Annotated in this window: 16 protein-coding genes; 12 read left to right on the top strand and 4 right to left on the bottom strand. The window is 57.4% G+C overall.

Annotation, left to right across the window (positions count from 1 at the left end; all coding sequences use genetic code 11):
- Window positions 1-28 precede the first annotated feature (28 nt).
- The 3 genes from I2E69_RS08830 to I2E69_RS08820 are packed head-to-tail and all read left to right on the top strand — an operon-like array spanning window position 29 to window position 2,467.
- Window positions 29-931 (top strand): TPM domain-containing protein, encoded by a 903-nt coding sequence (locus I2E69_RS08830; protein ID WP_195460832.1) that lies wholly within the window; start codon window positions 29-31, stop codon window positions 929-931.
- Between the two features lie 42 nt (window positions 932-973).
- Entirely contained in the window at window positions 974-1,549 is a 576-nt protein-coding gene (locus tag I2E69_RS08825; RefSeq protein ID WP_195460831.1) for a LemA family protein, read from the top strand.
- Window positions 1,550-2,467 (top strand): DMT family transporter, encoded by a 918-nt coding sequence (locus I2E69_RS08820; protein ID WP_195460830.1) that lies wholly within the window; start codon window positions 1,550-1,552, stop codon window positions 2,465-2,467.
- A gap of 3 nt (window positions 2,468-2,470) precedes the next feature.
- Here the strand turns inward: I2E69_RS08820 and I2E69_RS08815 are convergent, their stop codons facing one another.
- Both I2E69_RS08815 and I2E69_RS08810 read right to left on the bottom strand, forming a co-directional pair.
- Window positions 2,471-3,217, bottom strand: coding sequence for a DUF4396 domain-containing protein (locus tag I2E69_RS08815; protein ID WP_195460829.1), 747 nt, complete (start codon window positions 3,215-3,217; stop codon window positions 2,471-2,473).
- A gap of 73 nt (window positions 3,218-3,290) precedes the next feature.
- Window positions 3,291-5,651 carry an outer membrane beta-barrel family protein gene (locus tag I2E69_RS08810; protein WP_195460828.1) on the bottom strand — a complete coding sequence of 787 codons (2,361 nt, stop codon included), beginning with the start codon at window positions 5,649-5,651 and terminating at the stop codon, window positions 3,291-3,293.
- A gap of 231 nt (window positions 5,652-5,882) precedes the next feature.
- Between I2E69_RS08810 and I2E69_RS08805 the strand changes: the two genes are divergently transcribed.
- Window positions 5,883-6,227: a DUF4377 domain-containing protein gene (locus I2E69_RS08805; protein WP_195460827.1), complete on the top strand. Its 345-nt coding sequence runs from the start codon at window positions 5,883-5,885 to the stop codon at window positions 6,225-6,227.
- Between the two features lie 121 nt (window positions 6,228-6,348).
- Here the strand turns inward: I2E69_RS08805 and I2E69_RS08800 are convergent, their stop codons facing one another.
- On the bottom strand, window positions 6,349-7,179 hold the full coding sequence (locus I2E69_RS08800) for a MerR family transcriptional regulator (RefSeq protein WP_195460826.1): 831 nt from the start codon (window positions 7,177-7,179) through the stop codon (window positions 6,349-6,351).
- A gap of 229 nt (window positions 7,180-7,408) precedes the next feature.
- On the opposite strand from I2E69_RS08800, the gene I2E69_RS08795 reads away from it, so the two are divergent.
- The 7 genes from I2E69_RS08795 to I2E69_RS08765 all read left to right on the top strand — a co-directional run bounded on the left by I2E69_RS08795 (window position 7,409) and on the right by I2E69_RS08765 (window position 17,817).
- Window positions 7,409-8,131, top strand: coding sequence for a lysophospholipid acyltransferase family protein (locus tag I2E69_RS08795; RefSeq protein WP_195460825.1), 723 nt, complete (start codon window positions 7,409-7,411; stop codon window positions 8,129-8,131).
- 6 nt (window positions 8,132-8,137) lie between these two features.
- Window positions 8,138-10,015 carry a DNA topoisomerase IV subunit B gene (locus tag I2E69_RS08790; RefSeq protein WP_195460824.1) on the top strand — a complete coding sequence of 626 codons (1,878 nt, stop codon included), beginning with the start codon at window positions 8,138-8,140 and terminating at the stop codon, window positions 10,013-10,015.
- A gap of 6 nt (window positions 10,016-10,021) precedes the next feature.
- Window positions 10,022-12,895, top strand: coding sequence for a DNA gyrase/topoisomerase IV subunit A (locus tag I2E69_RS08785; protein ID WP_195460823.1), 2,874 nt, complete (start codon window positions 10,022-10,024; stop codon window positions 12,893-12,895).
- Between the two features lie 14 nt (window positions 12,896-12,909).
- The gene (locus I2E69_RS08780; protein WP_195460822.1) at window positions 12,910-13,437 is read left to right on the top strand and encodes a shikimate kinase; all 528 of its coding nucleotides are present in this window, start codon (window positions 12,910-12,912) and stop codon (window positions 13,435-13,437) included.
- Window positions 13,430-14,230: a glutamate racemase gene (gene murI, locus I2E69_RS08775; RefSeq protein ID WP_195460821.1), complete on the top strand. Its 801-nt coding sequence runs from the start codon at window positions 13,430-13,432 to the stop codon at window positions 14,228-14,230. The genes I2E69_RS08780 and murI overlap by 8 nt, the downstream gene beginning before the upstream one ends.
- Window positions 14,231-14,455: 225 nt before the next feature.
- Window positions 14,456-17,203: an FtsK/SpoIIIE family DNA translocase gene (locus I2E69_RS08770; protein ID WP_195460820.1), complete on the top strand. Its 2,748-nt coding sequence runs from the start codon at window positions 14,456-14,458 to the stop codon at window positions 17,201-17,203.
- Between the two features lie 11 nt (window positions 17,204-17,214).
- On the top strand, window positions 17,215-17,817 hold the full coding sequence (locus I2E69_RS08765) for a LolA family protein (protein WP_229095429.1): 603 nt from the start codon (window positions 17,215-17,217) through the stop codon (window positions 17,815-17,817).
- A gap of 141 nt (window positions 17,818-17,958) precedes the next feature.
- Here the strand turns inward: I2E69_RS08765 and I2E69_RS08760 are convergent, their stop codons facing one another.
- Window positions 17,959-19,524, bottom strand: coding sequence for an MAC/perforin domain-containing protein (locus I2E69_RS08760; protein ID WP_195460819.1), 1,566 nt, complete (start codon window positions 19,522-19,524; stop codon window positions 17,959-17,961).
- A 675-nt stretch (window positions 19,525-20,199) separates the two neighbouring features.
- Between I2E69_RS08760 and I2E69_RS08755 the strand changes: the two genes are divergently transcribed.
- Window positions 20,200-21,153, top strand: coding sequence for a hypothetical protein (locus tag I2E69_RS08755; protein WP_195460818.1), 954 nt, complete (start codon window positions 20,200-20,202; stop codon window positions 21,151-21,153).
- Window positions 21,154-21,526 lie beyond the last annotated feature (373 nt).

Below are 21,526 nucleotides of genomic sequence, written 5' to 3'. Positions count from 1 at the left end.
CTTTTTTACGTATATTTGTCCCGAGGTTATGAGAAAAATTGCAATCCTTTGCCTGCTGCTCGCCTGCGCGTTACCCTCCCTTGCGGGGACTTATCGCCCGGAGCAGGTTCCCAATGTCCAGCAGATGGACCGGCGGCGTTATGTCTCCGATCCCGACGGCATCCTGTCGCCCGGCGCCGTGGCGCGCATCGATTCCGTTTGCGCTTCCTTGCGCGAGCGGGGCCTTGCTCAGGTCGCCGTCGTTGCCGTCGACGACATCGCCGGCGGCGATCCGTTTTCGTTCGCCGTCGAGCTGTTCCGCAGTTGGGGCGTGGGCGGCGCCGAAAGCAACAACGGCCTGGGCATCCTGCTCGTGAAGGATTTGCGGGAAATCCGTTTCGTCACGGGCGGCGGCCTCGAAGGCATCCTTCCCGACGCACTCTGCAAACGCATCCAGCTCAACTATATGCTTCCCGCTTTTCGCGAAGGCGATTACAGCGCGGGCATGGTCGCGGGCGTTACGGCTGCGGCCACGATTCTCGAAGGCGGCGAGGTCGACCTCAGCGGCGACGGCGGCGGGGAACTTCCGGCGTGGGCGATCTTCCTGGTCGTCGTCGGTTTCATCGTGGTCCCGCTGGGTGTCGTGCTGGTGAACTACTATGTCAAACACCGCTGTCCGAAGTGCCATAAGCTGACCCTGAAACAGGAGTCGCAGCAGGTGCTGAGCGTCACGCACAACTACCGGCTGGTGGAATATACCTATGTCTGTTCGAATTGCGGCGCCGTGGTCAAGCGGCGCGCCCGGAACCTCCGCGACGACAATTTCGGCGGTGGCGTCGGCGGCGGCACGATCATCGGCGGCGGCTTCGGCCGCGGCATGGGCGGCGGAGGTTTCGGCGGCGGCTTCGGGGGAGGTTCCTTCGGCGGCGGCGGAGCCGGCTCGAAATGGTAGTGCGAAGGAAATGTGAAAATTGAGAATTTAAAAATAAGGATTATGAAAAAATGGATTTGGATCGGCGTTGTCGCCGTGGTGGTAATTTTCCTGTATGCAACGTACAACGGCTTCGTCAACAAGGAGGAGGGGCTCAAGAGCGCCTGGTCCAACGTCGAGACGCAGTATCAGCGCCGTGCGGACCTGATTCCCAACCTGGTCAACACCGTAAAGGGCTATGCGGCCCACGAGAGCCAGACGCTGAATGAAGTGATCGAGGCCCGCGCCAAGGCTACCTCGATCAACCTTTCGGCCGACGACCTGACGCCCGAGAAACTCCAGCAGTTCCAGCAGGCGCAGGCGCAGGTGCGTTCCGCGCTGGGCCGCCTTATCGCCGTGTCGGAAAGCTATCCCGACCTGAAGGCCAACCAGAATTTCCTCGAACTGCAGGCCCAGCTCGAAGGGACCGAGAACCGCATCGCCGTCGCCCGCAAGGATTTCAACGACGTGGCGCAGAAATACAACGTCTCCGTGCGCCGTTTCCCGGCCAACCTCGTTGCCCGGATGTTCGGCTTCGAGCAGAAGCCCTATTTCGAATCGGCCGAAGGGACCGAGACCGCCCCGCAGGTTGCCTTCTAAATGGCTTCCGAACGTTCACGCGGCTATGTGCTGGGCGCCGTAGCCGCTGCCAGTTACGGACTGAATCCGCTCTTCGCGCTGCCCCTCTACGGGGCGGGTATGGGAGTGGATTCCGTGCTTTTCTTCCGCTACCTGCTGGCCGTCGTGATGCTGGGCGCGCTGATGCTTTTCCGGCGGCAGTCGTTCGCCCTCACGCGCCGCGACATCGCTCCGCTGGCTGTCATGGGCCTGTTGTTCTCCTTCTCGTCGCTGTTCCTGTTCGAGAGTTATAACCACATGGATGCGGGCATCGCCTCTACGATTCTGTTCCTCTATCCGGTGCTGGTGGCCGTCATCATGGCCGTCGGCTTCCACGAACGGGTCACGGCCGCTACGGTACTTTCTATTGCGCTGGCTTTCGGGGGCATCTCCCTGCTCTACGAAGGGGGTGACGGGCAGACCCTGAGCCTTTGGGGCGTCATGCTGGTCATCTTTTCGTCGCTCTGCTATGCGATCTATATCGTGGGCGTCAACCGCTCGTCGCTCAAGTTGCTTCCGACCGAGAAACTCACGTTCTACGCCCTGCTTTTCGGCCTGAGCGTCTATGTCGTGCGGCTGCGTTTCGGCGCCGGCCTGCAACCGGTTCCGACTCCTGCACTGTGGGTCAATGCCGTTTCACTGGCGCTGTTCCCGACGATCGTGTCGCTGGTAACGATGGCCGGGGCAATCCGCCGTATCGGTTCTACTCCCACGGCGATCCTCGGTGCGCTGGAACCCGTCACGGCTTTGTTTTTCGGTGTCATGGTCTTCGGCGAACGCCTCACGCCCCGCATCGTGACGGGCGTGGTGCTGATCCTCGTCGCCGTGACGCTCATCATCGTCGGCAAGTCCCTGCGCCTCCACTGGCCCCACTCCCTGCGCCTGCGCCGCGCGAAGTAGCGGTTACATGCCCTTTTTGATCCCGGCGCGGATCAACCCGATGTTGACCGGCAGCGCTACGAGGAACCCGCACGCCATCGCGACCTGCATCATGAACCAGAACTGGAACGAGGTGCGGGGGAGTGCGGAGCCGTCGTTGAGGGCGAAGATCACCACGGCCATCCAGCCGTACATCCCCGCCTGCCACGCCGTCAGCGACAGGATGTCGGCTTTCGCGGCGCGGCGCACGATCTCTCCGCGCGGGGCCTTCGGCTCCATGCCGCGAATCGCCGCATACTGAAATCCGATGCCGAAACCGAGGGCGAGGATGTAGTCGATCACCCATGATCCGGCGATCAGACTGCCGCCGATCGCCACCGGAACGAAGTAGAGAAACCATTCTCCCACAAGGTCGGCCAGCGTGCATCCCGCCCCGCAATGGAGCGTCGAGAGCACCACCGACTGCCACCGGCTCCGCGGCGGCATCGCCATTTCTCCCATCCGCATTCCGTCCATCTCCATTCCGCCGGACTTCATCCCGTCCATGCCTCCCGCGTGTTCCTGCTTTTCGTCGAGCGCGCAGCGCTTCACCCGCCCGAAGGCGTAATAAGCCCATAGCCCGAAAAAACTGGCCCAGAGACCCGTGAGAATCCATACGCTGTTCATGATGCGCATCGGCTGCCGGCACTGGCGCAGGTCGACGGCGATGACGGCCGCCGAAGCGATGCCGCCGATGACGAAAATTTCGGCTATATACGGAAATTGCTGCATAAGAAGGTTTTTTTCCATCTTATGCAGCAATTTATGTACCGTTCCGGCCCGGGGCGCGAATTTCCGGGAGACGTTACAGTCGGCTCTTTTCGTCGGCCGATCCCGCCTCGACGGCTTTGCGCTTGAAGGCCTTTCCCGACTTGAAATTGTAGGTCAGCCCGACGCGGTAGGAGCGGTTGCTCCACATCTGCTTCACGTTGACCGTGCGGACAAACCCGTCGCCGCGCGCTCCGATCACCTGTCCCTGGTCCAGCAGGTTCTCCACCGAGAACGAGGCGGTGAACCGCTCGCCGAACCGCTTTTTCACTCCGACCTGCACCCTGTGGTCCGGCTTCACCCAGCAGTTGCCCAGGTCGAGGCGGCTTTGGTAGCGGTAGGACATGTCGATATAAAATTTCGCCGGGAGCGTGAAGGTCGTCGAGAGGTTGATGAAGCCCCAGTTGAAGAACTCTTCCGCGCCGTGCTGCTCGACCCGCTGCCCGCGGCGCATGTAGGTCAGGTTGGCGTTGAACTGCCACCATTTCGTAGGTTGGAACGGCAGGTTGGCCGAGACGTAATAGCTTTTTGTCGCGTCGTAGTTGACCCACGCCAGTTGCAGCAGGTCGGGGTTCTCCGGGTCGGCCTTCATCGTCTGCTGAATCTCGTCGTTCACGATCTGCACGCCTCCTGTGAGGGAGTATTTGTGGGCCATCACCAGCGTCAGGCTCACGTCGTGCTTGAACGACGGGTCGAGCGACGGATTGCCCGTCTGGTAGGTGTAGTCCGAAATCTGCATCCGCTGGGGGTTGAGGGTCCAGAACCGCGGCCGCTCGATGGTCCGTGCATACTGCGCGATCAGCGAATACCCCTTTTTCCTGGACAGCGAATAGGATATGTTGGCGTTGGGGAACAACGAAAAGTAGTCCTGCCCGACGCCTTTCCCCGTCGTGTGGGTGTACTCCCCGCGCAGGCCCGCCACGAGGTTCCAGCCGCCGAGTTTCGCCGACACGATCCCGTAGGCCGCCGCGATGTTCTCCGTGTAGTTGATCGTGAAGCTCTGGTTGTCGTTGCGCAGCCATGCGTCGCCCTTGCGGTATTCGTAGAGGGCGTCGTTGTGCATGTCGTTGTAGGTGTATTTGGCGCCTGCCTTGAGCGACCATTTGGGCGAGAAATTCTTTTCCAGCGCCAGCGTTGCGGTGGCGATGTTGTAGCGGCTCACGGCATTGTCGCGGTAGACCGAGTCGACGACGGCTTCAGGGGTCGTGATACGGCTGAAATTGTCGTTCAGTCCTTCGTTTTCGCGGCGCGTGTAGTCGAGGAGCAGTTTGAGGGTCGAACCGAGGGTGTCGATTTTCCAGATGTAGTTGAACGTCGCCGAAATGTTGTTGCGCCGGTCGAACTTGTCGTAATAACTGTCCGTGTGCGTCGTCGTGCCGCCGTCGAGGAAATCGGTGTAGGAGTCGTTGGGCTCCGGCGCCCAGTCGTGCCAGTATTCCACCTCTGCGCCGACGCTGTGCCGCGGATTTATTTCGAACACCGTTCCGGCGCTGGCTCCGAAATTACGGTTGCGGCCTTTCATCTCCGAATGGGCGTTCAACGTCTTGTCCGCAGCGTTGTAAAGGGTCTGTTCGTCGGTCGTCGTCTTGTCTTTTCCGAAAGTTCCCCACGCCGAGGCGTAGAAATCCAGGCGGCCCGAATGGATGTTGATGTTGGCCGAGGGCGAGTAGCGGTGGAGCATTTCGCCCTGCCTGGTGTTGAATGCCACCGAGCCGTCGATGCCGTTCTCGCGGCGTTTTTTCAGCGTGATGCGGATGATTCCGCCCGCCGAATCCGCGTCGTAATCGGCGCCGCTTGTGGGTACGACCTCTATTTTCTGAATCTCCTCGGCGCGCAGCGATCGGAGGTAGGTCAGCAGTTGCTCGGGTTCCATCCTCAGCTCCCGGTCGTTGATGTAGACCTTCGAGCCGCTCTTGCCGTTGATCGAAATCTTCTCGCCGTCGATCCACACGCCCGGCGCGCGTTCCAACAGTTCGACTCCGTCCTTGCCGATCGCCGCCGGGGCGTTCGCCACGTCGACCACGAAACGGTCCGCCTCGCGCCGTACCAACTGCGCCGCGACCACTACGCTCTCGATGCCTGTCGCCGCGTTGCGCATCACGAAATCGCCCAGGTCGTTCTCCTGCTCTACGCGCACCAGTTTTTTTACGGGATCGAATCCTAGGTACTGAATCTGGAGTGTGTATTCGCCGGGCGCTGCTTTCAGCGTGAAGCGGCCTTCCGCGTCGGTCGCCATACCGGTCACCTGCTCGGTTCCTTTCAGCAATACGACCGTTGCATATTCGACGGCTTTTCCCTGTTCGTCGACCACGCGGCCCGTCGAGGGGCAGAGGTGTGCCGCAAAGAGCCGGGTTGCGCCCATTGCGAGCGTTACGATAAGGAGGATCAGTCTTTTCATAATATTCTGCTTTGCACTTTATTTGTCGATGCAAAGATATGTAATAATATTTATACTATGCAAGACATAGTACTAAAATTTTCAGAAAATTTTTGATACCTATTTCAAACGAGCGTAAGTGCATTAAATTATTTCGGGAAGGAAATAAATATTCTGTTTGAGTTACAGAATATTATCCATAATTTTTTAACTTTGAAAAGTTATAGCACCGCATTTAAGTAGATTGGCAAAATGAAGAGGATATTCGCATTAACGCTTTGTCTGCTCCTTTTTTCATTCTTTTCCTGCGACAAGGATGGGGGAGAAATTGTTTCGATGATCATTGCATCGGAAAAGGGTATAATGCACGACGGCGAGAGTGGGCTGGATATTCCGACGCTGGTTGGGAAGGTCGGCAAGTCGGACAAATGGGAGGTTGTCGGATCTATTGAGGGATTTGATTTCGAGGAAGGATATGAATGTCGTCTGCTCGTCGCTGTTATTCCGGTCAAGAACCCGCCGGCGGGCGGTTCGGGTCTGCGCTATAAAATGCTGCGACTCCTTTCCAAAACGGAAAAGGATTCCGAAGGATTGTAACCGTCGCAGGATCTTTGCACATGGGAGCGCCCGCTCGTCCGGGCGCTTTTTTAAGTTCTGTCCGGCGAAAATCCCCGCATTGGTGAAGATGCGGGGATAGCAGGTGTCGGTTCCGTGGTGTTTACCGCGTTACGGGAACCTGGATTTCGGTGAGCCACTCCTCTTCCGACTCTTTGTTCCAGATGCCGTCGATGTAGCAGAAGCGGGGGCTTCCGGCGATTTTGTAGCCGTGCTGCTCGATATAGGCATAGAGCTTGGTGAAAGCCTCCGGCAGGGCGGAGTAGCTGCCGTAGTGGTTGGTGCAGGCGGCCGTCGGCACGGCGTCGATCTCCTTGAACCGGACCAGTTCCGAATCCTGCTTTTTCTCGACCACCTGCTCGCAGTATTCGATGTCGATGTTGTGCTCGCGGTATTCCTTGTTGTGGTCGATCGTGTAGCAGTATCCCGGTTCGGGGCACTCGCACCCGAGGCGGGCCATTTCGGGGCCGATGATGTTGGGACACAGGTCGAACAACTCGGCATACCCGGATATGACGCGGCGGTGGCTGGCGACGACGATCGCCGGCAGCGGTTTGATGATGACTTTTTCCATTTTCTGTCGTGTTTTGAGTTTGTTTCCCAACTCGCTCAGCCGGGTCATGCGCCGGCGCAGTTCCGCCATCTCCGTGCGGCACTCCTCTGTTTTCGCACGGATCATCTCCAGCGGCGGCTCTCCTCCGTGCTCCTCGAAGATTTCGCGGACCTCTTCGAGGCTGAACCCGAGTTTCTTGAGGTAGAGGATGCGGCCCATCCGCTGCATCTGCGATACGTCGTAATAGCGGTATCCCGTCCATTCGTCCACGTGGTTGGGGATCAGCAGTCCGATCTGTTCGTAGTGCCGCAGCGTCTTGACGGTGACGAAGTTGAGTTTGGAAAACTCTCCGATTTTAAGTTTTATTTTCGTTGTCTTCATAAACCTTGCGCAAGTGTTTACGGTGCAAAGATAGACCCTTCCCCCGGGGACGGGTCAAATTTTTTCGCAACTTTTTTTCCGGCCCGCTTTTTTTGTGCCCGTTTCGCTGCATAAAATATAGGTCCGTCGAAATTTTGTTGAAAAATCGCGCGGCGGCAGGGTAGGAATCCCGGGAAATAATTCCTAAATTTGCAGATTGAATTAATATGGCTAATTGTCCCCAGACACAATGTTGAGCGCCTTATACTACCTTTTTTTAGTGCTTCTGTGCACCTTTTTCATGATTTTGTCGGCCGTTGCCCTGGTCGTCTGCTACCCCTTTGACCGGGGCCGCCGCGTGGTGCACGAATTGTCGCGCATCCTGGTGCGGATTTTCTTCTTCATCCCGCCTTTCTGGCGGCAGAAAGTCGTCGGCCGCGAACTGATCGACCGAAAGAAACGTTACGTCATCGTCGTTAACCACAATACGGTCATTGACATTCCCGCGCTCTATTACATCCCGCTCAATTTCCGCTGGGTGTCCAAACGCGAGGTCTTCAAGACGCCCTTCTTCGGGCAGTACCTCCTGCTGCACGGCGACATCTGCATCAACCGCGGCCGCGCCACCGAGGCGCTGGAGCAGATGATCCGCGACGGCAGGATGTGGATTTCGCGCGGGGCTTCCGTGGCGATCTTCCCCGAGGGTACGCGTTCGAAGGACGGTGAAATCCACCGCTTCAAGGCCGGGGCCTTCACGCTGGCCAAAGAGGCGGGCGTCGACATTCTTCCCGTCGTTCTGGACGGGACCAAAACCCTGATTAAAAAGAATATGCTCTTCAACTGGGGCAACCGGATCACCATCCGCGTACTGCCTCCCGTCCCGGCCGCTGAGGTCGCTGCGACGGAGACCCATGAACTGATGCAGGAAGTGCAGGAACGGATGTGCGCCGCTTTGGCCGAAATCCGCAAATAACGAATTATGGCAGATTTACTCAATAGCAATTCAAACGCAGCAAATTACGGCGACGACGCCATCGTGACCCTCTCTCCGAGGGAGCACATCCGTCTGCGCCCCGGCATGTACGTCGGCGTGGTCGGCGACGGCTCGCAGCCCGACGAGGCGCTCTACGTGCTGATCAAGGAGGTCGTCGACAACTCGATTGACGAGTTCATCATGGGCGCCGGACGCCAGATCGACATTTCGATCGTCGACAACGTGGTTTCGGTGCGCGATTACGGTCGCGGCATCCCCCTCAAGTCGCTCGCGGCCGCCGTCGGGCAGATGAACACCGGCGGTAAGTACGGCGGCGACGCCTTCAAGAAAACAGTGGGTCTCAACGGTGTGGGCGTCAAAGCCGTCAACATGCTTTCGGGCGAATTTACGGCCCGTTCGGTGCGTGACGGCGAAGCCCGCACGGTGACCTTCGCCAAGGGCCTCGAAGTGAGCGACAAGTGGGAGAGCGGCGTCAGCGAGAAGAACGGCACGTTCATTTCGTACCGCGTCGACGAGGAGATTTTCGGCGAATACGCTTACAACCTCGAATACGTCGAGCAGAAAATCCGCAATTACAGCTACCTGAACCTGGGGCTGACGCTCAATTTCAACGGCAAGAGCTATGTTTCCAAAAACGGCCTGCTGGACCTGGTGAACGACAACATGACCGAGGATCCGCTCTATCCCCCGATCCACCTTTCGGGCGAGGACATCGAGGTCGTGATCACCCACGGCACGGGTTACGGCGAGAGCTACGACTCGTTCGTCAACGGACAGCACACCACCCAGGGCGGTACGCACCAGACGGCTCTTCGCGCCGCCATTGCCAAGACCGTCAAGGAGTTCTACCACAAGGACTACGATCCTTCGGACATCCGCACGTCGATCATCGCAGCCATCTCGATCAAGGTCACCGACCCGATTTTCGAGAACCAGATGAAGACCAAATACGGTTCGAAGGAGGTCGAGCCGGGTGTCTCGGTGAATAACTTCGTGGCCGACTTCCTCACCAAGCACCTCGACGACTACCTGCACAAGCATGCCGAGACGGCGCAGATTCTCCAGAAGAAGATCGTCGAGAACGAAAAGGAGCGCAAGGCGATCTCGGGCATCCAGAAGAAAGCCCGCGAAACGGCCAAGAAAGTAAGCCTGAACAACAAGAAACTGCGCGACTGCAAGATTCACCGCACGGACAAGAGCGAGTTGGCCGAGCAGTCGATGATCTTCATCACGGAGGGTAACTCGGCTTCGGGTTCGATCACCAAGAGCCGCGACGTGCGCACGCAGGCGGTCTTCTCGCTGCGCGGAAAGCCGCTCAACTGCTACGGGCTTACGAAGAAGGTGGTCTACGAGAACGAGGAGTTCAACCTCTTGCAGGCGGCATTGAACATCGAGGAGGATATGGACAACCTGCGTTACAACAAGGTAGTCATCGCCACCGATGCCGATGTCGACGGCATGCACATCCGCCTTCTGATGATGACCTTCTTCCTGCAATTCTTCCCCGAGGTCATCCGCCAGGGGCATTTGTTCGTGCTGCAAACCCCCTTGTTCCGCGTGCGCAACAAGAAGGAGACGCTCTACTGCTATTCGGAGGAAGAGCGCCTGAAAGCCGTGGCCCGCTGCGGCGTCAATGCCGAGATCACGCGATTCAAAGGTCTCGGCGAGATTTCGCCCGACGAGTTCAAGGAGTTTATCGGCGAGAACATGCGGCTCGACAAGGTCCGCATTACGAAAGACGACCCGATCCACGACCTGCTGGAGTTCTACATGGGTAAGAACACCTACGAACGGCAGGGTTTCATCATCGACAACCTGCGCATCGAGGAGGACATCGTGGAGCAGGACCTGAAAATCAGCTAAAGGAATATGGCAGAAAAAGATAAAGACGAATTGATTCCCGGCGAAGCGTTCAGCGAGGACGCTTCGACCCCCGAAACCGCGGATGCCGCCGATGACGAAACCCCTGTGGCCGAAGCCCCGGCCAAGGCGGGCAAGTTCGACCGCCTGACGCAGGAGGAAGGGGGCGTGCGCAAGCTCACGGGCATGTATAAGAACTGGTTCCTGGACTACGCTTCGTACGTGATCCTCGAACGCGCCGTGCCGCATGTCGAGGACGGCCTGAAGCCCGTTCAGCGACGCATCCTCCACGCGATGAAGGTCGTCGACGACGGCCGCTACAACAAGGTGGCCAACCTCGTGGGACAGACCATGCAGTACCACCCGCACGGCGACGCCTCGATCAAGGACGCACTGGTCCAACTGGGCCAGAAGGACCTTTTGATCGACTGCCAGGGTAACTGGGGCAACATCCTCACGGGCGACGAGGCCGCCGCGGGCCGATATATCGAGGCGCGCCTGTCGAAATTCGCCCTCGACGTGGTCTTCAACAAGAAGACGACGGAGTGGATGCTTTCGTACGACGGCCGCAAGGAGGAGCCCGTCACGCTGCCCATCAAATTCCCGCTGCTGCTGGCGCAGGGCTCCGACGGCATTGCCGTGGGCCTGGCTTCGAAAATCCTGCCCCACAACTTCCTGGAACTGATCAACGCCGCCATTGCGCACCTTCAGGGCCGTGATTTTCAGTTGTATCCCGACTTCCCGACGGGCGGCATGGCCGACGTGAGCCGCTATAACGACGGCCTGAGGGGCGGGGCGGTGAAGGTCCGCGCCAAGATTTCGAAGATCGACAAGCGTACGCTTGCCATCACCGAAATTCCCTATACCACGACTACCGAGTCGATCAAGGATTCGATTATCAAGGCCAACGACAAAGGCAAGATCAAGATCAAAAAGGTCGACGACAATACGGCCGACAAAGTCGAAATCGTCATCCAGGTTTCGCCCGACGAATCCTCGGACAAGACCATCGACGCGCTCTACGCCTTCACCGACTGCGAGGTGTCGATCGCTCCCAACTCGTGCGTCATCTGGGACGAGAAACCCCACTTCCTGGGCGTTTCCGAGATTCTGCGCCGTTCGGCCGAGCATACCAAATCGCTGCTGGGCCTCGAACTGCAAATCAAGCTGGGCGAACTCAACGAGGCGTGGCACGCCGCGTCGCTCGAACGCATCTTCATCGAGAATAAACTCTACCAGCTCATCGAGGGCTGCAAGAGCCGTGAAGAAGCCTACGCCGCCGTCGATAAAGGCCTGGAACCCTTCAAGAAACGGCTGCGACGTGAAGTAACGCTTGAAGACGTTCAGAAGCTTACCGAACTGAAGTTTATCCGTATTTCGCGCTACGACAGCGAGAAGGCCGACAACGAGATCAAACAGATCGAGGAGGACATGAAGTCGACGCAGTACGACCTCGACCACCTCACCGAATACACCGTGGCTTACTACGAGCGTATCCGCGACAAGTACGGCAAGGGCAAGGAACGCCGCACCGAACTGCGCGAGTTCGACTCGATCGAGGCGACGAAGGTGGCCGTTACGAACGCCAAACTCTACGTCGACCGGGCCGAAGGCTTCTTCGGCATCGGCAAGTCGATGAAGGATGCGGAGCTGGTCTGCGACTGCTCGGACATCGACGACGTGATCGTCTTCACCAAGGACGGGCGCTACGTGATCACCAAGGTTTCCGACAAGGCTTTTTTCGACAAGGGCATCCACTACATCGGGGTCTTCAAACGCAACGACGACCGTACGATCTATAACGTCCTCTACCGCGACGGCAAGAACGGCGCGATCATGATGAAGCGCTGCGCCATCAAGGGTATCACGCGCGACAAGGAGTACGACATCACCAAGGGAACGCCTAAGAGCGAGATACTCTATATGTCTGTCAATCCGAACGGTGAGGCCGAGGTCTTAAAGGTTTACTTTAAGCCCCGCCCGCGCCTGAAAAAGGTGATCGTCGACCTCGATTTCTCGACCCTTGCCATCAAGGGCCGCCAGAGCCAGGGCAATTTGTTCTCGCGTTACGGCATCCATAAAATCGTGCTGAAGGAGCGCGGAACCTCGACGCTCGGGGGGCAGAACATCTGGTTCGACGAGGACGTGCGCCGTCTCAATGCCGACGGCCGCGGCAAGCTGCTCGGCGAGTTCAAGGGCGACGACAAGTTAATCGTGTGGACCTCTAAGAATCAGTACTATATCACCAACTACGACTTGGGCCAGCACTTCCCCGACGACACCGTCCGCGTGAGCCGCTATGAACCCGACCGGGTTTACAGCCTGTGCTATTACGACCGTGACCAGCGGTATTACTACATGAAGCGTTTCACGGCCGAGATGTCGGACAAGATGCAGGACTTCCTCGACGCCGACGCCGATTTTGTCTGTGTCACCGACCGCGGCGGCGCGCAGTTGGAGATCACCTACAAGGGTGCGCATGCCACGCGTCCTGCTGATTTGGTCGATGTCGACGAATTTGTGGGTGTCAAGAGCCACCGCGCCAAGGGCAAACGCCTGACGACCTACGATGTCGACCGCCTGCGGATGATCGAGCCCGAGCTGCCGCCCGAACCCGAACCGACGGACGACGAGGAATTCGACGGCGACGAACTGCCCGATGTTCCCGAAACGGATGCTCCGGAAAGTCCCGAAGCGGAGGCCGCCGGGGAAAAAGCGGCTCCGAAGGCCGCTGCGAAACCGGTTGCGAAATCCGCTCCGGAGAAAATTCCGGCCGACGCGCCCCGACCCGGCACGATCGTCGGGGGCGTGGAATTCGAGATCGAGCGTGCGAAGGGCGATGCCGACGAGATGATCGATCCCGAGCAGTTGAACCTGTTCTGAAACGGCCGCCAGCGATGAAAACACTATTCCTGGTCGGTTATATGGGTTGCGGCAAGAGCACCCTGGGACGCAAGTTGGCACGGCGTCTGGGTGTCGATTTCGTCGATACCGATGCGCTGGTCGAGGAGCGCGAAGGCGCTTCCGTGGCCGATGTCTTCCGTTACGAAGGCGAAGAGCGCTTCCGGCAGGCCGAGCGCCGGGTCCTCGACGAGGTGATTGCCGGAAACCCCTTTGTTGTGGTCTCCACGGGCGGCGGACTGCCGACGTGGAGCGACAACATGGCGTGCATGAACGCCGTGGGCAATACGGTCTACCTGCGCCGCTCGCCGGAGCAGATCGCCTGCCGCCTGAGCCCCTACGGACGCCGCAAGCGCCCCCGCCTGCAAGGCCTCAGCGACGACGAACTGGTGGAATTCATGCGTAACGACATGGCGGTGCGCGATCCTTTTTATACGCAGGCTTCGCTGGTCGTCGACTGTGACCCGATGTCCGACGACGAACTGGTCGAATATATCGTCAAAACCTTTTCCGACCGTGGCTGACAACCGACCCATAGGTGTTTACGATTCGGGACTGGGCGGGCTGACCGTCTGGCGCGAAATCCGGCGTGCGCTGCCCGGCGAATCGCTCGTTTACCTCGGCGACGGCGCCAACTGCCCCTACGGCTCGCGGCCCCGCGGAGAGGTGCAGGCGCTGGCCGATGCCGCCGTTGCGCGGCTCGTGGAGCTGGGCTGTAAAATGGTCGTCGTGGCCTGCAACACCGCTACGGCCGCCGCCATCGACTTTTTGCGCGAGAAATATGCCGGCCTGCCCATCGTGGGCATGGAACCGGCTGTGAAACCCGCATGCCTCGCGACCCGCAGCGGGGTGGTGGGCGTGCTGGCTACCGAGCGGAGCCTCGACGGCGACCTGTTCCGCCGCACGGCCGCCAAATACGGCAGCGGCATCGAGGTCCTGACCTATCCGGGCGTCGGTTTCGTCGAACTGGTCGAGGCCGACCGCGAAGATACTCCCGAGGCCGAGGCCTGTGTCCGGGCCGCCGTGGAGCCGATGCTGGCGCGCGGCGCCGACCAGATCGTGCTGGGCTGCACGCACTATCCCTTCCTGATACACCTCCTCGAACGCATCCTCGCCGGCCGCGGCGTTGCTATTGTCGATCCGTCGCCCGCCGTCGCCCACCGGGTCGGCGACCTCCTCGACCGGTACGGCCTGCATGCTTCGGCGGACAACCGTCCCGTTTTCACGTTCCATACTTTTGCCGGCGAGAACTACCGCCTCCACCTCGAGCAGAAGGCTGCAAAATCCTTCTCTGCAGGAAGAACCGCCCCACGATGAAATAGTGGAGATTCATAGCAGTTCGGGGTTCGTGATTGTCGGCTCTCCCTCGTCGGTTTCGGAGCGGGAGCCGCTTTTTTTCTGTGTGCAAAGGTAATTCAACCCGGTTTATCCGAAGGTCTCTTTTTGGTCAAAATCGTGGTCAGCCGCCAAGAAAGTTCACAATGTCCCCGAAATTGTCGGAAAAAATTAGTACCTTCGCTCGATAATATCGACATTCGGGAAATGGCATCTAAAAATACATCCTCCAACGGACGGCAGGCCGTTCAGCGTTCCAACAGCGACAGTGCGCGCTGGATCGCCGGGCTGTTGCTGTTGTTCATCGGCTTGTTCGCCGCCGCCGCGGTGTTCTTCTCGTTTTTCAGTTGGACGGCCGACCAGAGCGGCCTGAAACTTTCGCCCGACGAGCGGGCGACGCTCGGCGTCGAGCCGGAAAACCTCTGCGGCTGGGCCGGGGCCCGGCTGGGGCGTCTGCTGGTCGACTATTCGTTCGGCCTGTTCGGCATCTTGATCCCCGTGATGATCGTGCTGATCGGCGTAAGGATTATCCGCCAGCGGCCGCTGCTGTTCAACCATTCGATCCTTTCGTTGTTCCTGATCATGATCCTGGGGTCGCTGACGCTGGGGTTCGCCTTCGCCGACCGCTGGAGCCTCTGCTGCTCGACGGGGTGGGGCGGTGCTTTCGGCATCGAGACCTCGGCCCTGCTGCGGACGCATATCGGGGCTTTCGGAACGATCATCCTGCTGCTCGGCGGATGGATACTTACGGGCGTTTTCATCAACCGCAACTTCATCAACAAAGTCAACGAGGCGGGGAACGTGATGGTCGACAAGAGTGGGAAGGTCGTCGAGATTCTCAAACATAAAGTCGTGCCGCATATCCGTACGGCGGGGGATGAAGAGGCCGGGGAACCTGCACCCGAACCGGCCCCGAAACCGGCTTCGAAGCCCGTCGTGCAGCAGCCCGCAGCCCCGAAGGCCGCGGAGCCTGCGGCGCAGAAAGCCGCCGAACCCGTCGCGTCGAAAACCGCCCCGATCCATGTGGAGCGCCCTTCGGAGCCCGTCGCGCCGAAGAAATCCGTCGATGACGACAATCCCTTCCTGGAACTGACGCCCGGCGGAGAGCCTCTTGCCGGTGAGGATGCCGTTGCCGAAGAGACGGCGGCTCCTGTCGAAGACGGGGAATTTACCGAAGTGGATCTTTCGCGTCCCGAGGGACGTGTAGTGATCGGCCGCAGCGGACTGATCGAACTGGACCGCCCTGTGGTACGCGATATTGCGCCTGCGGCGCCTGCTCCGAAGGAACCTGCCGGCGGGGAGGCTGAACCGGCCGATCCCGATGCACCCTTCACCGAGATCATCGTCGCCGACGATGCGCCCGAAGCCGAAGGGGTCGTGGTGACGGTCGAGGCCAACGAAGCGAAGCTGGTCGACGAAGCCGCCATCCCCATGGAGAGTTACGACCCGCTGAAAGACCTCGTGAACTACCGCAAGCCGCCCGTGACGCTTTTGGAGGATTACGTTTCCGATTCAGAGGTCTCGGACGAGGAGATTTTCGAGAACAAGACCAAGATCGAGGATACGCTCAAGAACTTCGGCATTCCGATCCAGCGCATCAAGGCCACGGTAGGCCCTACGGTGACGCTCTACGAGATCGTGCAGGCGCAGGGAGTCAAGATTTCGAAGATCCAGGGCCTCGAAAACGATATTGCCCAGAGCCTCAAGGCGCTGGGTATCCGCATTATCGCCCCGATCCCGGGCAAGGGGACCATCGGTATCGAAGTCCCCAACCGCGACAAGCAGGTCGTGTCGATGTATTCGGCCGTGCGCTCGCTGCGTTTCCAGGAGTCGAAGGCCGAACTGCCGGTGGTGATCGGCCGCACGATCCAGAACGAGAACTACGTTTTCGACCTGGCGAAGATGCCGCACCTGCTGGTTGCCGGCGCTACGGGACAGGGTAAGTCCGTGGGTCTGAACGCCATCATCACCTCGCTGCTCTACCGCAAGCACCCCGCGCAGTTGAAGTTCGTGATGATCGACCCCAAGATGGTCGAGTTCTCGCTCTATGCCAAGATCGAACGTCACTTCCTGGCCAAAATGGAATCGGAGGACGACGCCATCATCACCGACCCCAAGAAGGCGGTCTATACGCTCAACTCGCTCTGCACGGAGATGGACAACCGTCTGGAACTGTGTAAGAAGGCCGGGGCGCGCAACATTGCCGAATACAACGAGAAATTCACTTCGCGGCGGCTGAACCCGATGAACGGTCACCGCTATCTGCCTTATATTGTGGTGGTGGTCGACGAATTCGCCGACCTGATCATGACGGCCCGTGAAGTCGAAGGCCCTGTCATGCGCCTTGCGCAGAAGGCCCGCGCCATCGGCATCCACCTCATTATCGCCACACAGCGTCCCGACGTGAAGGTCATTACGGGCGGTATCAAGGCCAACTTCCCGGCCCGAATCGCCTTCCGCGTGATGCAGATGATCGACTCGCGTACGATCATCGACCAGCCGGGAGCCAACCAGCTCATCGGCCGCGGCGACATGCTCTTTTCGAAGGACGGCGACCTGACGCGTATCCAGTGTGCACTGGTCGAGACCCGGGAGGTCGAGCAGATTTGCGAATACATCTCCAAACAGCAGGGTTACACGGCGGCTTACCCGCTGCCGGACTATACGCCCGATGGCGGCGACGGCGGACAAATGGGCAGCGAGGAGTCCTCGGCGCCCGTGAAATACGATTCGCTCTTTGCCGAGATCGCCCGCGACGCAGTCTCGGGAGGCCAGATTTCGACCTCGATGATCCAGCGCAACTATGAGGTGGGCTTCAACCGCGCGGGCCGCATCATGATGCAGCTCGAACGCGCCGGCATCGTAGGCCGCCAGCAGGGGGCCAAGCCGCGCGACATCCTCTACCACGACATGCCTTCGCTGGAAGCGAAATTGCAGGAACTGGGGCTTTTTTAAACCGATTGATTATGAAACGATTTCTGCTTCTGCTGGCCCTTGCGTCGGGTGTTTGTTCGGTTTCGGCCGCCGGCCGCGCCACGGAGATACTCGAACGCCTCGCGGCGGGTTTCCGGGCCATGAACGGCTATGGCGTGAATTTCGAGGTCTCCTCGGGTGACTATGAGGCCCGCGGCAGCTATGTCGTCGAAGGGGAGGGTTATTACCTCGCACTGGGCGACGCCGAGGTGTTCGCTGACGGCGGGGTTCGCTACGAGATCGACAACCGCCGTCGTGAAGTGACCGTTACGGAGGTCGACACCACGAGCCGCAATATCCTGAACAATCCGGTCCGGGCCTTCGATTTCCTGGGCAGCGAATACGTGCCGTCGCTCGTCTCCGAGGCCGGAGGCCGTGCCGTCGTGCGGCTGACTCCTGCTGCCGGGAACGACTCCCCGGCGGGCAACGTGACGCTGACGGTCTCGACCGACACGATGCGCCCCCTCTCGCTTTCGTACGACTACGATGGCGAGCAGGTGCTGGTAAAGGTCCTGGAGGTCGCGCCGCTCACGGGGCATGTCCGGCCCTTCGACAAGGCCGCTTATAAGGGTTACGAATTTATCGATTTCCGCTGAGAATATGGACATCGTTTGCGCCGCCGATACCAATTACGTAGAGCATTGCACCGTGATGCTGAAGAAATTCTGTGATAACGTGCGTTGAATCTAAAATAAAAGTTGAATGAACATGTTCATTCAACTTTTATTATTTAATGGTTATTGATTCCCGATTGGAATCATATATCCTTGAATGTATTGTCCGGAAGTGCCTGGGTCAAGCGAGTAATATTTGTAATTATTTACGTAATATTGTGCTTCTGACCATGATGTTGTGTAAAAGTTATTATGTTGATTTCGATCGAATAATCTATATAATGCCACTGTGTTAGGCTGTTGTTCTTTGTATATATATCCTTGAATATAATGTCCTTTCTGCTCCAATCCATAATCGAGTTTGTATCCAAATCGGTTCATATAATCTTGGGCTTCGGTCCATGAAGTCGTATACCAGGTATTGCTGACATTTATATTCCAAAGCCTATATAAAGGCACTGTTCCTGGAATTTGTTTTGTAAAGACATATCCTTGAATATATTGACCTGAAATTGCCGGATCTAATCTCCAATATGAGTATGTTCTCAAATAACGTTCTGCTTCTTCCCAAGAACTAGTATAAAATGCATTGATTGATCTCGTGTCAAAGAGGCGATATAAAGGAGCAACATCAATTATTTCTATGCGTTTATCATCAATATATTTTTGTACTGCAGCCTTTATTTGTGCTTTTTTAGTAGGATCGGCAATGAATTCGAAAATCGGGTAGGTTTTATTCCAGTCGACATCGACAATGGCTGAATTTTTTTCATTGACGGAATTCTCCCATTGGGATGGATTAAGACCTAAAGACGGAGTTCCTGCTTCTGAATCAAATGAAATATTGCCCATACCAGAAGTTTCACCGCCGATATATTTTACTTTCATCTCCCAGTTTCCATTCTTTTCAGCATATGTCGTGTTGTTTATGTATTCACTTTTTATGGATAGATCAAAAGGAACTAACTTTTTTAGGATTCCACCAATACCCGCTTCGACAATTTTTTTCTTTTCAACGGTGTTTGTCTGATGGAATATTTCGGATCGATAACTGAATTGCAGTCGGCCCCCTAAAGTTATGTCCAATAGAACATGAGTTCCATATACCTTAACGAATTCGTCAGGGGAATATAGATCTAAGTCTCTGATAAATTCTGGGTAGAGATACTTCTGCAGTAAGATGGGCGTGGCATTAAGAGCTACTCTTTTTATCCTTTTGTTTAAATTTACTTGTGCATATGAGTATTTGCTCGAATACGTATTTTTGGTTGTTGTTTCGCTTTCATAAGTAAGTTTTCCTGTCGGGAACCAACTTGCTATACCCGACAGGGCATTCGTGTTTTTGATTTTTTTTGTAATTTCTTCGCTGAAATCTTTTGCTGTTGCCCCTGCGCGTACTTCGTTCTCGCCGACAGTGGTTGTATTCGAAAGATAGGAATTCGGGTTATCTTTTAAAAAAGCATCGATATCTACAACCAATGCTCTGGTTGCGTCAATTCCCAGGTATTCGTCTGTGATGTCATAGCTAACTCCTAATGAATGGTAGCTTTTGTTGTTAATGCCTCTTGTTTTAGGCATCTCCTGATTATTTTTGTCATTAGGTAATAGGAGATCATCCAAATCGTCGTGGCGATTACATGATGAAAACGCGATTAGCGTTAGTGAAATTAGAAAATAAATTTTCTTCATAATGGCTTATTTTTAGGGGTGAGTAGATTATTTGTATGTAAATATATAATTTATTTTGTAATATGTAAGATTTATAATAAAAAAAATAATTATTTAAGACTGGTGTATTTTAATATTTATGCTGATCTTTTCTTGGGCGGTTCCGATTTGGCTTGCGATGTAAGCGTTTTTGCTGGCTGAAATAACCTTCCGGCTTCCGCCGCGATGTCCGGTGTCTTTCGGGTCCGGGGCAGCGGCGTTTCTCCGACAAACTGCCGGGAGTTTTTTTAATGTTAGATCGACGGAAAAGGCGCAAAATGGGGTGTATGGTTAAATTTAAGTTCGCGCGTGACGCATTTTCTTGCCGTAAAGTTGCTCAGCTCGAAAATAAATCGTATCTTTATTCATTAAAGATAGGTAATTTATATCGGGTATACGTGTTGGCTGCAAACTCGCAAGTCCCTGCTGAGATAGGGATTTAGGGCGGGGGCAAGCATCCTTTCCGGATCGCCTATTACCGCTGTCTGGAACGCGTCCGCGGCGGCACGATGCTTCGCCTGCACTATCTCCGGGCTTTTGCCGACCGGTGGCTCCTGCCGCCGGTGCTTGGCCTCGGCCTGCGGGGTAAATGGTTCTACCGCCTGAAATAATTTTCCGACGGCCCTGCCTGCCGGAAATTGAAAACCGGAATTGCTTATGAAGACGCTGAAACCTTCGTTTTCCGCCGTCCGGGGCCGCTTCGGCCGGCTCTGTGCGGCGGTCTGCCTGTTATTTGCGGCATTTCCCGCACAGGCGCAGCAGACGCTGCCGCTGACCAGCCACCGGGGACATCTTTATACCGAGGCGTTGTTGCAGGATTCGCTTCCGGTGCGGATCATGCTCGAATCGGGAATTCCCTTTCCGCTGATCGACAGTGCGCTCGTGTGGTCGCATCCCGACCTTTTCCATCCCGAAAAACTGGACCGTCCGGTGCGTTTCCGCATGGCGGCCGGTGTCCTCTATACCGCCTCCTATAAATTGGGGCCGGGCCTTTCCGCCGGTCTTTCGCGGAGCCTGCGCGACACCTATGTGGTCGATTTGGGGAAGCACAGCGCGGAGATGCTCTATCCGCTGAATCATTTCACCTCCGACAGTGTGTCCCGGCCCGGCATCTTCTGCCTCGACATGCGCGGCGGGAGCCTGCGGATGCTCGCCGGGGATGAGCTTCCCGCGCCCGGCGGAGAATGGACGGCCTATGACATGACGCGTGACGAGCGGACGGGTATGTATTGCGTGGCCGGTTCGCTGACGCTCGTCAACGCCCGCGGCCGTCGCACCGAGGCCCCGGTGCGGCTGGTCGTGGACCTGGGCAACGCCACGCTGCTGGCCCTGTTCGCCTATCGGCCCGAAGTGAAGCGGTTCGTCGCCCGGTCGCGTATTGCGAAGCAGGATGCCGTAACCCCCGCAGGTAAGACGATGCGGGTGCTGCAACCCGCCGAAACCGTTTTCATGGGCGCTTACGGCTTTACCGGCCTGCCGGTCCTGCTGCTCGAAACCCCGATGCGGCTTCCCGGCGACGCTTTCCTCGGGCTGCCTTTCTTCGAGCGGTTCCGCGTGATTTTCGACTTCAGGCATTCGCGGCTCTGGGTTGCCGCCTCCGATGCCGGATGAGGTTCGGAAAGTCCGGCTGCGGCCGGACTTTCCCGTCTCCGCGGCCCTGTGTTTGCCCGTCAGTCTGCCGGACGATTTTTTTAAAGGCGTCAGATCGCCGGAAAAGGGGCAAAAACGGGGTGCGTCGCCGAAAATATCGCGCGCATGACGCAGATTTATCGCCGTAGAGTTGCTCAGATCGAAAATAAATCGTATTTTTGTTCGTTAAAAGACCTGCAGGACGAGAGGTCGGGAAGCACTCCGGAGGATTCCGGCAGGTAATCCCGGCTGCGTGCGACGAGTCATTCCCGGGGAAGGGCTCGGAATGGGGTCGGATTTGCAAATGCGGCGGAATGCCGCGCCAAAAGCGGTCGGCAGCATTGGCCGCTGTGAA

Origin of the sequence: Alistipes sp. D31t1_170403_E11 (genome assembly GCF_015553985.1) — a bacterium.
In the GTDB taxonomy this organism is placed as follows: Bacteria; Bacteroidota; Bacteroidia; order Bacteroidales; family Rikenellaceae; genus Alistipes; species Alistipes montrealensis.
This window is presented reverse-complemented; position numbering and strand designations above follow the sequence as displayed.

Excerpts from the sequence above, each read along its gene's own strand:
- I2E69_RS08780 (WP_195460822.1), top strand. The coding sequence starts at position 12,910 with ATGAAAACACTATTCCTGGTCGGTTATATGGGTTGCGGCAAGAGCACC.
- I2E69_RS08815 (WP_195460829.1), bottom strand. The coding sequence starts at position 3,217 with ATGCAGCAATTTCCGTATATAGCCGAAATTTTCGTCATCGGCGGCATC.
- I2E69_RS08790 (WP_195460824.1), top strand. The coding sequence starts at position 8,138 with ATGGCAGATTTACTCAATAGCAATTCAAACGCAGCAAATTACGGCGAC.
- I2E69_RS08825 (WP_195460831.1), top strand. The coding sequence starts at position 974 with ATGAAAAAATGGATTTGGATCGGCGTTGTCGCCGTGGTGGTAATTTTC.
- I2E69_RS08810 (WP_195460828.1), bottom strand. The coding sequence starts at position 5,651 with ATGAAAAGACTGATCCTCCTTATCGTAACGCTCGCAATGGGCGCAACC.
- I2E69_RS08765 (WP_229095429.1), top strand. The coding sequence starts at position 17,215 with ATGAAACGATTTCTGCTTCTGCTGGCCCTTGCGTCGGGTGTTTGTTCG.
- I2E69_RS08770 (WP_195460820.1), top strand. The coding sequence starts at position 14,456 with ATGGCATCTAAAAATACATCCTCCAACGGACGGCAGGCCGTTCAGCGT.
- I2E69_RS08760 (WP_195460819.1), bottom strand. The coding sequence starts at position 19,524 with ATGAAGAAAATTTATTTTCTAATTTCACTAACGCTAATCGCGTTTTCA.
- I2E69_RS08830 (WP_195460832.1), top strand. The coding sequence starts at position 29 with ATGAGAAAAATTGCAATCCTTTGCCTGCTGCTCGCCTGCGCGTTACCC.
- I2E69_RS08795 (WP_195460825.1), top strand. The coding sequence starts at position 7,409 with ATGTTGAGCGCCTTATACTACCTTTTTTTAGTGCTTCTGTGCACCTTT.
- I2E69_RS08800 (WP_195460826.1), bottom strand. The coding sequence starts at position 7,179 with ATGAAGACAACGAAAATAAAACTTAAAATCGGAGAGTTTTCCAAACTC.
- I2E69_RS08805 (WP_195460827.1), top strand. The coding sequence starts at position 5,883 with ATGAAGAGGATATTCGCATTAACGCTTTGTCTGCTCCTTTTTTCATTC.
- I2E69_RS08755 (WP_195460818.1), top strand. The coding sequence starts at position 20,200 with ATGAAGACGCTGAAACCTTCGTTTTCCGCCGTCCGGGGCCGCTTCGGC.
- I2E69_RS08785 (WP_195460823.1), top strand. The coding sequence starts at position 10,022 with ATGGCAGAAAAAGATAAAGACGAATTGATTCCCGGCGAAGCGTTCAGC.
- I2E69_RS08820 (WP_195460830.1), top strand. The coding sequence starts at position 1,550 with ATGGCTTCCGAACGTTCACGCGGCTATGTGCTGGGCGCCGTAGCCGCT.